Below are 12,214 nucleotides of genomic sequence, written 5' to 3'. Positions count from 1 at the left end.
CGGGATTCAGCGAGGCGCCGTGAGAAAAAAGCCCCGGAAGCGCAGCTTGCCGGGGCTTTTCATTGTCTTGGAATGCCGTTCTGTCCGCGTATCAGGCGCTTGCCTGCTTTGCCTCGCGCATCACCTCGGTGAAGCGCTGGAACAGGTAGTGGCTGTCACGCGGGCCGGGGGAAGCTTCCGGGTGATACTGCACCGAGAACACGGGCTTGCCCTTGAGGCGGATGCCGCAGTTGGTGCCGTCGAACAGGGAGACGTGGGTCTCTTCAACGTTTTCCGGCAGGCTTTCCTTGTCCACGGCAAAGCCATGGTTCATCGAGGTGATTTCAACCTTGCCCGTGGTGTGGTCGAAGACCGGATGGTTCGCGCCATGATGGCCCTGGTGCATCTTCATGGTCTTGCCGCCGAGCGCCAGCGCCAGCATCTGGTGGCCAAGGCAGATGCCGAAGACCGGCAGGCCCTTGTCCACCAGCGCCTGAATGGTGGCGACGGAATAGGTGCCGGTGGCGGCCGGATCTCCGGGGCCGTTGGACAGGAAGACCCCATCCGGGCTCATGGCGAGGATCTCGTCTGCCGGCGTTTCGGCCGGAACGACGGTTACCTTGCAGCCGGCATCGGCCAGCAGGCGCAGGATGTTGCGCTTCACGCCGTAGTCGATGGCGACGACGTTGAATTCCTTGTTCTGCTGCTCGCCGTAGCCTTCATCCCAGACCCAGGGGGTCTGCGTCCAGCCCTGGCTCTGGCCGCTGGTCACGTCCTTGGCAAGGTCCATCCCTTCCAGTCCCGGCCATGCGGCGGCCTTGGCCTTCAGGGCCTCGATGTCGAACTTGCCTTCCGGATTGTGGGCGATCACTGCGTTCGGCACGCCCAGGTCACGGATGCGGGCGGTCAGGGCGCGGGTGTCGATGCCGCTGATGCCGATGATGCCGCGTGCCTTCAGCCACTCGTCAAAGCGGCGGGCGGCGCGGTAGTTGGAGGGCGAGGTGACATCGGCCTTCAGCACTGTGCCGCGCACGCCGGAGGCGGACGCCATGCTCAGCGTCTCGATGTCGTCCTCGTTCGCCCCCACGTTGCCCACATGCGGGAAGGTGAAGGTCACGATCTGGCCGGCGTAGGAAGGGTCGGTCAGGATTTCCTGATAGCCGGTGATGGCGGTGTTGAAGCAGACTTCTGCAACAGCCTCACCTTCGGCCCCAAGGCCCTGGCCCTCGATCACGGTGCCATCGGACAGCACCAGAAGTGCGGTGGCAGGCGGTATGGCCCACGCGTCTGCAGTCGCGGTCGTCATGTCTTGCAATCTCGGTGTTGTTGATGACATCATGGGCACCGAACGCCCGGATATGCCGAACCCGAGCCAGGCGCTAGCCCCGTGCTTCAAGCGCGGGAATGTAGGGGAAGCGTCCCGGCAGGTCAATATTGGTGTTCGGGAATAAAAAGTCCTTGAATCAAGGGCTTGTTCGCTTGGTACATTGCATGTGGGCAAATGGCCGGGTAAGAGGGCGTCTTTCAGCGGTCATATTCGTGGTTATTTAGGGGCAAGACATGCGCGATGACATCAGTGCGTCCTTGAAGGATGCGCTTGAGGCCGGCGACAAACGCCGCGCTGCCACCCTGCGCCTCATTCTGACTGCCATCAAGGACCGTGAGGCCGCTGCCCGGGACAGCGGCCGCGATGGAATCACCGACGAAGAGGTGCATCAGTTCCTCAAGCGCATGCTGGCGCAGCGCGAGGATTCCCGTCTGGCCTATGAAGAGGCCGGACAGGTGGAACTGGCGGTTCAGGAAGAGGAAGAAAGCCAGATCATCCGCGAGTTTCTGCCCCGGCAGATGGGCGAGGATGAAATGCGCCGCATCTGTGCCGAGACCATTGCCGATATCGATGCGCAGGGTCTGCGCGACATCGGCCGCTGCATGAACTCGCTCAAGGAGCGCTATCCAGGGCAGATGGATTTCGTGCAGGCCTCGTGCCTCGTGAAGGATCTGCTGCGCACCCGGCCTGAGGGCAGCTGAGGGGCGCAGGCTCAGATCTTTCCGGTTGGAGGCGGCAGTGCCGCTCGACCCGGTTTGCAGGGATTCACTTGCAGGCGGCTCCCTTGCGCCTTAAGTCATTGCTTCCCTCACAGGGGCACTCAAGGCTAATGTAATCCACTTGCCGCCATGGCCGGATGCCTCCGGCCCTGCGGGCCATTCCCGGCTTCCGGACAGGTTTCATGCGTTTCGACAACCGGCTACTGGACGAGATCAAGGCACGGCTGAGCCTTTCGGACATCGTGGGCCGGCGCGTGAGCTGGGACCGGCGCAAGACGCAGCCGGGGAGGGGAGACTTCTGGGCCTGCTGCCCCTTCCATCAGGAAAAATCCCCCAGTTTCCACGTGGATGACCGGCGCGGGCGCTACAAGTGTTTCGGCTGCGGCGCTTCGGGCGATCACTTCCGCTTCCTGACGGACACCGAGGGCCTGAGTTTTCCCGAAGCGGTGGAGCGGCTTGCGGAGCAGGCCGGCGTTGTGCTTCCCGTTGCTGATCCAAAGATTGCCCGGCAGGAGCGCAAGAAGGCAGGCCTTGCCGAGGTCTGCGAGATGGCGGCGCAGTTCTTCCAGATGGAGTTCGGCGGCCCGCGCGGCCAGACGGCCCGCGCCTATGTGCAGCGCCGCCAGCTGAGTGCCGAGACCCTGAACGAGTTCCGCTTCGGCTTCGCGCCCGATACCCGTGACAGCCTGAAACGCTATCTGGCGGAGAAGGGCGTCGAGGAGCCGGTGATGGTGGAGGCCGGTCTGGTGATCAAGCCGGACGATGGCCGCCCCTCCTATGACCGGTTCCGCGGGCGGCTGATGATCCCCATTCACGACGAGCGCGGCCGGGTCGTTGCCTTTGGCGGGCGCACGCTCGACCCCGAGGGCCAGCCTAAATACCTCAACTCTCCGGAAACGCCGCTCTTCCACAAGGGCGTCATGCTCTTCAACGCCCACCGGGCGCGCGAGCCTGCGTTCAAGAGCGGGCAGGCCTTTGTCGTGGAAGGCTATCTCGATGCCATCGCCCTGTGGCAGGCGGGCTTGCGCCATGTGGTGGCGACGCTTGGCACGGCTTTCACCGAAGATCAGGTGCTGCGGCTGTGGAAGCTGGCGGCAGAGCCTGTCGTGTGTTTCGACGGCGATGCGGCGGGTATTTCTGCGGCGCACCGGGCGATCGACCGGATCCTGCCGGTGCTGCGCAGCGGCCATTCCTTCCAGTTCTGCTTTCTGCCGGATGGGCAGGATCCGGACGATCTGATCAAGGCCCGCGGGATTGCCGGGTTCCATGAGGAGGCGGCCAAGGCGCAGCCCCTGTTCGAGGCCGTATGGGAGCGGGAGATCAGCGCCGCCAATCTGGATACGCCCGAGCGCAAGGCTGCGCTTGAAAAGCGCTTCGAGGACCTGATCGGCACCATCGCCGACGAGCGGGTGCGCAAGCGCTACCAGCTGGACTTCCGCCTGCGCCTGTCGAACCTGTTCTACGAGCATTCCCGCCGCCAGCGCAGCGCTGCGCAGGGGCAGGGCCAGAGACAAGGCTGGGGGCAGGGCGGCGACCGCGGACGCGGGCGCCCAGGCGACGCAGCCGCATCCCTGCAGCTTCTGACACGCGGGCCGGGAGGGGAGGCCATAACTGCGCCGCAGGGGCCATTGTTCGGCACCGAGCGGCTGGTCTGCGGCATGTGCGTGAAGTTCCCCGACCTGCTCGACAAGCATATCGAGCGCGTCGCCAGCCTGCCCTTTGCCGATCCGCTGCATGCAGGTTTCCGCAATGCGCTTTGCCGTGTAGCGCGGGACTTCAACAGCCTGACGGCCGCGCAGCTTGCAGAAGGTGTCGATGACAGCTTCTACAAGATCCTGCATGAAGTGATGACGGCAGACGAGGGCGCCGCGCAGAAGCACGGCGATTTTTCCGGGCTTTATCAGCGCTTCCCCTTGCTGAAGGCGACGCCGCCGGAAGATTTCATTGAGGCGGCCTTCCTGCATTTCCTTGACCAGATTGAGCTCATGGCGCTGGAGCAGGAGCTGAAGCAGGAGCTGGCTGCTGCCGAGCAGGCCTTTGACGAACTGGCCTGGAACCGCATCCGTGGGCTGACGCAGGATCTTTCCCGCCGCCGCGAGGAATGTGCCCGTGAAGAGGGTGAATTGGCCGAACGGGCGAAAAAACTGCGCCATGCAGGCCCGTCCATGGTGCCCGGCCATGGCAATCAGGCGGCCTCGTCCCCACATTAACCGCGAGGCAGGTCCTCGGGATGGGCCGTTGAACCCGGCAATGGGCGGCATTCACGGTCCAGACTGCGTTCTGACTGTGGCTATTTCGCGAATCACATTGACGATTCGCGAATCACACTTGCGAATCGGTGGCGTCGAGCTAAATAGGGGAATTCAGGCAGCCCACAGCGTTCATGATGGCAAGGGCCACGAGCGGAACATTCAGTCGCGCTGCATATCCTGAGGAATTGTCTGCCGGTCTGGCATTTGCCGGGGCGGTGTGGCGTCACTCGTCCGGTTTCCACCCTGCGGCTGCAGGGCTTTCCGGTACGGTTAAGTAGGACTTAAGGGACACCGATTTAAAAGCCGAATCATCGCAAGGTCTTCGAGAGCTGCGCGTTCACCCGCGCGCCGGAAGGCAGTCTGATGGTTCGGATGTGGGCGAACAGCCGGGCACGGCGCCGCAGACATGCGGCGGTTCTGGAGCAGAATATGGTAGCGAAAGCGACGCAGACGGAAGAAACCCAGGAAGCGGCAGCAGAAGGTCAGGATGGCCCGCTGCTCGATCTTTCTGATGCTGCCGTCAAGCGAATGATCAAGGCCGCCAAGAAGCGCGGCTATGTGACCTATGACGAGCTGAATGAGGTGATGCCCTCCGAGCACGTGTCTTCCGAGCAGATCGAAGACACGATGGCCATGCTTTCGGACATGGGCATCAACGTGATCGACAGCGACGAAGTCGAAGAAGCGCAGGCTGACGACGCGGAAGAGGGCGGCGAAATCGCCGTTGCCAGCCCGACGGCGCTTGCCAAGGCCAGCTCCGGCCGCGAGCCGACCGACCGCACCGACGATCCCGTGCGCATGTACCTGCGCGAGATGGGCTCCGTGGAGCTTCTCTCCCGTGAGGGCGAAATCGCCATCGCCAAGCGCATTGAGGCTGGCCGCGAGGCCATGATCGCCGGGCTTTGCGAAAGCCCGCTGACCTTCCAGGCCATCATCATCTGGCGCGACGAGCTGAACGAAGGCAAGGTTCTGCTGCGCGACATCATCGACCTTGAAGCGACCTATGCTGGACCTGACGCCCGTGGCGGCCCGGTGGCCGGTGAGGGCGAAGAGGAAGAGGAAGTGGACGGCGAGCCGCGCAGCCCTGCTGCCGGAAGTGCTCCGCGTGAGGACGGCGCACCCGAGGGCCTGCCCGAGGAAGGCGAGGAGGAAGAGGACGAATTCGAGTCCAACGTCTCCCTGTCCGCAATGGAAGCCGAGCTGAAGCCGAAGGTTCTGGAAACCTTCGACAGCATCGCAGACAGCTACAAGAAGCTGCGCCGCCTGCAGGATCAGCTGGTGGAGAACAAGCTCTCCAACAAGACCCTGTCGCCGAGCCAGGAGCGCCGCTACAAGAAGATCCAGGAAGAGCTGGTCGCCGATGTGAAGAGCCTGTCTCTCAACCAGAACCGCATCGATGCGCTGGTCGAGCAGCTCTATGACATCAACAAGCGCCTGATGGGCTATGAAGGCCGCCTGCTGCGCCTTGCCGACAGCCATGGCGTGGACCGGACGGACTTCCTCAAGCAGTATCAGGGCGCCGAACTCGACCCGAACTGGCTGCGCAAGGTGGCCAACCTTGCCACGCGCGGCTGGAAGAACTTCGTCGCCAAGGAAAAGGACATGATCCGCGAGCTGCGTCAGGAGATCCAGACGCTGGCGACGGAAACGGGTCTCGAAATCACCGAGTTCCGCAAGATCGTGTCCATGGTGCAGAAGGGCGAGCGTGAGGCACGCATCGCCAAGAAGGAGATGGTGGAGGCCAACCTGCGCCTCGTGATCTCCATCGCCAAGAAATACACCAACCGCGGCCTGCAGTTCCTCGACCTGATCCAGGAAGGCAACATCGGCCTGATGAAGGCGGTGGACAAGTTCGAGTACCGTCGCGGCTACAAGTTCTCCACCTATGCGACTTGGTGGATCCGGCAGGCGATCACCCGCTCGATCGCCGACCAGGCCCGCACCATCCGCATCCCGGTGCACATGATCGAGACGATCAACAAGATCGTGCGCACCTCGCGCCAGATGCTGCACGAGATCGGCCGCGAGCCGACCCCGGAAGAGCTGGCCGAAAAGCTGCAGATGCCGCTGGAAAAGGTCCGCAAGGTCCTGAAGATCGCCAAGGAGCCGATCTCGCTGGAAACCCCGATCGGCGACGAGGAGGATTCCCACCTCGGCGACTTCATCGAGGACAAGAACGCGGTTCTGCCCATCGATGCGGCGATCCAGTCGAACCTGCGCGAAACCACGACCCGCGTGCTCGCCTCGCTCACCCCGCGTGAAGAGCGCGTGCTGCGCATGCGCTTCGGCATCGGCATGAACACCGATCACACTCTGGAAGAAGTGGGTCAGCAGTTCTCGGTGACGCGTGAACGTATCCGCCAGATCGAAGCCAAGGCCCTGCGCAAGCTCAAGCACCCGAGCCGCAGCCGCAAGCTCCGCTCCTTCCTCGACAGCTGAGGAAACGGCGGTTCAGCGCATTCACAAAAGGCCGGAGCGGCGACGCTCCGGCCTCATTTTTTCAGCCCATCTTCTCTCCCCGCTATCTCCCCTATCCATCATCATCCCGGCCAAGCGCAGCGCGAGCCGGGACCGGTGAGCCGGGGTGTCTGTTGTTTGCTCTTCGGAAAAACCAGGCAGGGGCGCGGATTGTGCGCTCTTGAGCACCTGAGCCGGCAGGCCGTGGCTCACCGGTCCCGGCTCAAGGCCGGGATGACGATGGTGAGGTGGAGGGGAGGAACTGGTGCTGGGTGTAAAATCCACAATCCCTGCAAGCTCTTGCTGCTTGCGCTCGTCCACCGGGTTGTGCAACCTGATCAGCAATGATCTAGCGTGTTGCCACTGGCAGGCTGGGGCACGGCGGAATGGATTTGGGGTGGGGCGGAATGGCTGGCAGCGTGGCGGAAATTGAGGCGATCAGGGATAGGGCGTCGCTGGAGGCCTATCTAATGACACGGTCGGCTGCCGAGACACAAGTTCTGGCATTCAGATGTGCTCTGCGCGTAATGCCGTTGGTCACGGTGTTTCAAACTGAAAACTTAGAAAAAAGACAAAGGTTGACGCTGTCCTGTTTTCGGTCAGTTCTTTTTTCCTATGTTTCACAAGTTTATAAGGGCGATTTTGTAAAATATTCTCAGGAATTTTTTTCGGCGATTGACTTAAATATTTATAATTCTATTTCTTTTGAAGTTGTTGCCTCTGGTGCAAGTCCTGAGTTTAAGCTTGAAAATGCTATTTCAGGCCTGTCGACTGATTTTGTAGCTTCTTATGTCCTGACATCTGCCGCTTACAGTGCAATAACTGTCTTAGAGGCAATTAGCGGAGATACTTGTGCCTCTGCCGCTTCATTCGGAGCTTTCTGCGCTGCTCAAGCCACTTCCAGTTTTTTGATAAGGGGGGAGAGTGTCAGTACTTACATTTGGGACGAAATCCGAGAGAATCTATTTCTAATGCTTGGCGCTTGGCGTGAGAGTTCGATTAGTAGCCCAATTTCTTCAAGTGGCCTCTTAACGCTTGCAGTCTCTAAATGGGAGAGAGATTTTCAGTCTGCTTTGGAGGCATTCGGTCCGGATTGGTTCCTGGTCCATGAATTTTATCAAAAGCTGCGCGATGGCTATCCTCCGTTTGCCAATCTTGGAAGCCAAGCAGAAGATGTTCTGTCGGCCCTCGCCAAAGAGGGAGACGATTTCTGGGAACGCCATCCTGACGAAGTCATGCGCGATCTGGCAGAACGGCTGGGCAATGTAGCTAAATCTCCCGTCAGCGACGACGAAATCGACGGAGTTCAGGAAAATCTCATTCAGGTTGCTGCTGATTTCCGGTTTGGTGAAAATGAGAAGGGCGCAATCGATGCGCTTCCTTTTTCGGAGCTGGCGCGTGATCCGGGCTTTGCCGGAACCACGTTGTCCGAAGCCCGGGAGAAGACGCAGGAACTTGCAGACCGGCTGAAGCGGGCCAACGCGCCGGGCCGCGTTATGCGGTCTGTGACGCGCCTTCTGGACTCTTTGCCGGAGCAAATTAGCGATCTGAACCCGGCCTTGCTGCGCTCGCGCAGTCGCTCTCTGGAGGCTGATGCGATAGCATATGGTGCTGCTGGGGCTGAGGCAGAGCTCTTTCCCGATGCTGTTTCCGAACTGCTGGATGTTGTGGGGACCCTCAACGATCTGCAGGGGTGTTTTCCGGCTATTGCTGAGGTGGAACGCAACATTGCCGCAATCGATATTGCGGGCCGGGAGGACAAGGTCCAGCCTGAACTGTCGGTCATTTCTGCTTCGGCGCGTGAGTTGAGCGCGCAATATCCTCATGTGATGACCGAAGCCGCCGCAGAGGCTGTTGCCGCGCTGGATGCAGACATTGCCGATGCTGCTGATATAGAGGTCAAGCGGGATCTGCTGGCGAGATCGCTCCTGATCAAGCGGAACTTTCTCAGTGCGGTTTATCGCAAGGTATTGTCTCCCGCTGGCCGGGAAGCGTTGCGCGTTGGAAAACTGCACTATGACGGCGCCATTTCTGGCTCCGTCGAGGGCGTTAAAAAGTTTGCGGCCAGTGCGTTTCCTGCTGTTGTGGCGTTCTATTTCACCGGTCCAGTTGGCGTTCTGGCTGTCCTGCTTACTGGTCAGTTCAAAAGCCTGAAGGATGCGAAGGACGTCGTGGACCGGCTGAAGTCTGACGGTCAGAGGTCTGATAGCGATCAGGATTAGCAACGCATTGTGATTCCCTGAATGCTGCCTTGATGCGTGGGGAATTGTTTGTATGAAGTCAAAGCTCCTGCGCCCATAACAGGTCCCGGCACAAGGCCGGGACGGCGCGGAGAGTGGGTTGACCTTGCGAGTTGCCGCCAGACACATCTTCCCAAAAAGATGATCCATCCCCGCACGCCATGCCTCCCTTTTGCCTGCGGGAGCGGGTAGGAAGGGGGCATGGAGCAAGAGGTTAGGGCAGACAAGCTCACGGCAGAGAAGATCAGAGGCACGGAGCGCAGGGCGGGTGCGGGCGGGCGTGAGGACCGGGATGGTCCGGCGCTGGCGCTGATGCTGTCGCTTGCCCTGCACGGGCTGCTGGCGCTGGTGCTTTTCACCAATGTCAGCCTGCCGTTTCCGGACATGACGCCTGAGCCCGAGGTGGTGGAGGTGGCACTGGTGCCCCCGCCGCAGGAGGAGGTGCAGCCCGAACCGGAAGCAACGCCAGAACCAGAGCCAGAACCGGAGGTGGCTCCGGAGCCTGAGCCCGCCCCTGAGCCGGAAGCGGTTGAGCCCGAGCCTGAACCGGAACCTGAAGCGGTGCCAGAGCCCGCGCCGGAAGAGGCCGTTGAAGAGGCCCCTGAGCCTGCCCCTGAAGCGGAGCAGGCGCAGCCTGAACCCGAGCCAGAGCCCGAACAGACACAGGTGGCCGAGGCGCCCTTGCCTGTGGTACCGCAGCAGCCCTATCCGGTCCTGCAGCCGGTGACGGAGTTTGGCGAGGAGGACACCGGCCCCGAAGTGTCGCTGGATGGCTCTGCCGCCGAGGCACCCGAAACCGAGCCGGAGAAGCAGGGCGAGGCTGAGCCGCAGGACGTGCCAGAGTCTCGGCCAGAGTCTGGGGCTGAAAACCAGAGGACCGAAGAGACCACGGAAGAGGCAGAGGCGGCGCCGGAAGCAGAGACTCAGGCGGCAGAGGCTGATGCGCTGGCGGAGCTGGCCGCGCTGGCGGAAGCTGCTGCCGATGAAGCGGGGCTGGAACCTGGCCCTGCCGTTGAGGCGCCTGTTGCTGCCGATGGGGAGCTCGCCTCCCCTGCACCGGGTGAGGCAGAAGCTGCGCCGGAAGATTTCGGCACCGTTGGCCCGATCGTGGCGCTTGCCGCGCCCCAGCCCAAGCCGCCTGTCGGGGCTGGCAGGGGCGCCGGGCAGGTGGTGGCGGGCGGTGTGCCGCTCAACATGGCGCGGCAGCTTTTTTCGACGCGCAGCAATGGTGGTATTCGCGCCCAGACAGCCATACGCGGCATGCCGCGGGAGGAGCGGGCAGATGTGCTGTGTATGACCGAATTGCGCGCCCAGCTGCTGTTTTCCAATCCGCCGCGGGTGCCTGAGCTGCTGCCGTCGTTCCGGCTGGCCTCCGGCACTGTGCTGCAGACCCCGCAGACAGCCTTCCGCGAGCGCGGGCAGTGGTACAATCTCGCCCTGCGCTGCGAGCTCGACGCCGGCATCACGCGGGTTGTCAGCTTTGCCTTTGAAGTGGGCGGTCCGGTGCCCCGTGCCGACTGGGCCAAGCGCCGCCTGCCGGTCAATTGAGGCAGCGAAACTTAGGCGGGGCGCGCGGGTTACACTACCAGCTTCACCGCCAGCCCGGTCATCACCATGGCGATCAGCCCGTCCAGCACCTGCCAGGACGCGGGCCTGGCAAACAGCGGGCGCAGCAGCCTAGCGCCATAGCCGAGGGCGAAGAAGAACACGATGGAGCCAAGGCTTGCCCCTGCCGCAAAGGCGGCTTCATGTCCGGGGTAGTTGGTGGCGATGGAGCCGATCAGGATCACCGTGTCCAGATAGACATGCGGATTGAGGAAGGTGATGGCCAGCAGCGTGCCAAGCGTCGCCTTCAGTGATGCGGCTTGCCCGGTGCCTGCATCCAGCGCATTGCCGCCGCGCCAGGCCGAGCGCATGGACCGGAGCCCATAGGCCAGCAGAAACGCCGCCCCGCCATAGCGTAGAACCGGCTCGATGCCCGGCAGCACGGCGGAAATAGCCTTGAGGCTGGTGACGCCCAGCGTGATCAGCAGGGCGTCACAGATGGCGCAGGTGAGGCACACCCAGAACACATGCTCCCCCCTCAGCCCCTGCCGCAGGATGAAGGCATTCTGCGCTCCGATGGCAACAATGAGACCAAGGCAGAGAAGGAAACCGGCAAGGGCGGCGGTGAGCAAGGGAGGGCTCCGGGATGTGAGGGCGCGTGCTGCTGTTTGACTAGCGATATGCGCGGAATTAGAAAACTTAAAGTTTCTGATCCTGATGAAGAGATCCTAATGCGTCTTGAGGCAAGCCATCTTCAGGCGCTGGCCGCGGTGCTGCGGCTCGGCAGCTTTGAAAAGGCGGCGCGTCAGCTCAATCTGACGCCCTCCGCCGTGTCACAGCGCATCCGTGCGCTGGAAGAGCGGCTGGGCACGGTGCTGGTGGTGCGCGGCCAGCCCTGCCTGCCGACGCCCGCCGGTCAGCGCCTTGCCCGCCATGCGGAGGACGTGGCGCTGCTGGAGCAGGACCTGTGGCAGGACATCGGCAGCAGCCTGCCAGAAGGAGGCGGCAGCTCCATGCCCGGTGTTCGGGTAGCTGTAAACGCGGACAGCCTCGCCACCTGGTTCGTGGCGGCCATGCGAGGGGCGGGGGACCTCTTGTTCGATCTCCAGATCGATGATCAGGACCATAGTGCCGGCTGGCTGCGCCGGGGCGAGGTGCGGGCCGCCGTCAGCGCCGATCCGGCTCCGGTGCAGGGCTGCGATGTGGTGCCACTGGGCAGCTTGGTTTACCGGGCAACGGCAAGCGCGGCATTCATGAGCCGCTGGTTTTCTCAAGGTGTGAGTGTGCAAAGTCTCTCCCGGGCGCCCGCCATGATCTACAATCTGAAGGATGGGCTGCAGGCCGCATGGGTGCGCCAGACCCTCGGGCAGGATGTGGTGCTGCCCGCCCACTACATCGCCTCGACCCATGCCTTTGTTGACGCCGCAGCGGCGGGCCTTGGCTGGGGCATGAATCCGGAGCCTCTGGTCAGGGCGCATCTCATGGACGGCCGCCTTGAGGAACTGGTGCCGGGCACGCCGCTCACCGTGCCGCTCTACTGGCATATCAGCCGCTCCGCCGCACCGGGTTTGCAGCGGCTGACGCAAGCCGTTCGTGCCGCTGCGGCAGATTATCTGCTCGCACCTGCTAAATAAAGCATCTCGAAAACGTGAACAGAATGCCGTTCAGGAATGCGTTTGCATGCCGAATATGAAA

At 62.3% G+C, this 12,214-nt stretch carries 8 protein-coding genes; 6 read left to right on the top strand and 2 right to left on the bottom strand.

Going from position 1 to position 12,214, the window contains the following annotated elements; translation table 11 throughout:
* Positions 1 to 91 precede the first annotated feature (91 nt).
* Positions 92 to 1,285, bottom strand: a complete 1,194-nt coding sequence (gene carA, locus V6L75_RS17300; protein ID WP_334252728.1) for a glutamine-hydrolyzing carbamoyl-phosphate synthase small subunit — start codon at positions 1,283 to 1,285, stop codon at positions 92 to 94.
* A gap of 254 nt (positions 1,286 to 1,539) precedes the next feature.
* Here carA and V6L75_RS17295 point away from each other — a divergent pair, with 254 nt between their 5' ends.
* The 5 genes from V6L75_RS17295 (at position 1,540) to V6L75_RS17275 (ending at position 10,522) form a co-directional block, all read left to right on the top strand.
* Positions 1,540 to 2,007, top strand: a complete 468-nt coding sequence (locus tag V6L75_RS17295; RefSeq protein WP_334252727.1) for a GatB/YqeY domain-containing protein — start codon at positions 1,540 to 1,542, stop codon at positions 2,005 to 2,007.
* A gap of 200 nt (positions 2,008 to 2,207) precedes the next feature.
* Positions 2,208 to 4,235: a DNA primase gene (gene dnaG, locus V6L75_RS17290; RefSeq protein WP_334252726.1), complete on the top strand. Its 2,028-nt coding sequence runs from the start codon at positions 2,208 to 2,210 to the stop codon at positions 4,233 to 4,235.
* 471 nt (positions 4,236 to 4,706) lie between these two features.
* Complete coding sequence (gene rpoD, locus V6L75_RS17285) at positions 4,707 to 6,716, top strand: RNA polymerase sigma factor RpoD (RefSeq protein WP_334252725.1); 2,010 nt, start codon at positions 4,707 to 4,709, stop codon at positions 6,714 to 6,716.
* Positions 6,717 to 7,141: 425 nt separating this feature from the next.
* On the top strand, positions 7,142 to 8,956 hold the full coding sequence (locus V6L75_RS17280; RefSeq protein ID WP_334252724.1) for a hypothetical protein: 1,815 nt from the start codon (positions 7,142 to 7,144) through the stop codon (positions 8,954 to 8,956).
* Positions 8,957 to 9,175: 219 nt separating this feature from the next.
* Complete coding sequence (locus V6L75_RS17275; RefSeq protein ID WP_334252723.1) at positions 9,176 to 10,522, top strand: DUF930 domain-containing protein; 1,347 nt, start codon at positions 9,176 to 9,178, stop codon at positions 10,520 to 10,522.
* 29 nt (positions 10,523 to 10,551) lie between these two features.
* Here the strand turns inward: V6L75_RS17275 and V6L75_RS17270 are convergent, their stop codons facing one another.
* Positions 10,552 to 11,151 (bottom strand): LysE/ArgO family amino acid transporter, encoded by a 600-nt coding sequence (locus V6L75_RS17270; RefSeq protein ID WP_334252722.1) that lies wholly within the window; start codon positions 11,149 to 11,151, stop codon positions 10,552 to 10,554.
* 99 nt (positions 11,152 to 11,250) lie between these two features.
* On the opposite strand from V6L75_RS17270, the gene V6L75_RS17265 reads away from it, so the two are divergent.
* Positions 11,251 to 12,153 (top strand): LysR family transcriptional regulator ArgP, encoded by a 903-nt coding sequence (locus V6L75_RS17265; RefSeq protein WP_334252721.1) that lies wholly within the window; start codon positions 11,251 to 11,253, stop codon positions 12,151 to 12,153.
* Positions 12,154 to 12,214: the final 61 nt, after the last annotated feature.

Source organism: Pannonibacter anstelovis (assembly GCF_036881715.1).
Lineage (GTDB): Bacteria > Pseudomonadota > Alphaproteobacteria > Rhizobiales > Stappiaceae > Pannonibacter > Pannonibacter anstelovis.
Note: the sequence above shows the minus strand (reverse complement) of the source record. Positions and strands in the feature narration are given on the sequence as shown.

Coding starts and splice junctions, on each gene's coding strand:
- rpoD (WP_334252725.1), top strand. CDS start 4,707: ATGGTAGCGAAAGCGACGCAGACGGAAGAAACCCAGGAAGCGGCAGCA.
- V6L75_RS17275 (WP_334252723.1), top strand. CDS start 9,176: ATGGAGCAAGAGGTTAGGGCAGACAAGCTCACGGCAGAGAAGATCAGA.
- dnaG (WP_334252726.1), top strand. CDS start 2,208: ATGCGTTTCGACAACCGGCTACTGGACGAGATCAAGGCACGGCTGAGC.
- V6L75_RS17295 (WP_334252727.1), top strand. CDS start 1,540: ATGCGCGATGACATCAGTGCGTCCTTGAAGGATGCGCTTGAGGCCGGC.
- carA (WP_334252728.1), bottom strand. CDS start 1,285: ATGACGACCGCGACTGCAGACGCGTGGGCCATACCGCCTGCCACCGCA.
- V6L75_RS17280 (WP_334252724.1), top strand. CDS start 7,142: ATGGCTGGCAGCGTGGCGGAAATTGAGGCGATCAGGGATAGGGCGTCG.
- V6L75_RS17265 (WP_334252721.1), top strand. CDS start 11,251: ATGCGTCTTGAGGCAAGCCATCTTCAGGCGCTGGCCGCGGTGCTGCGG.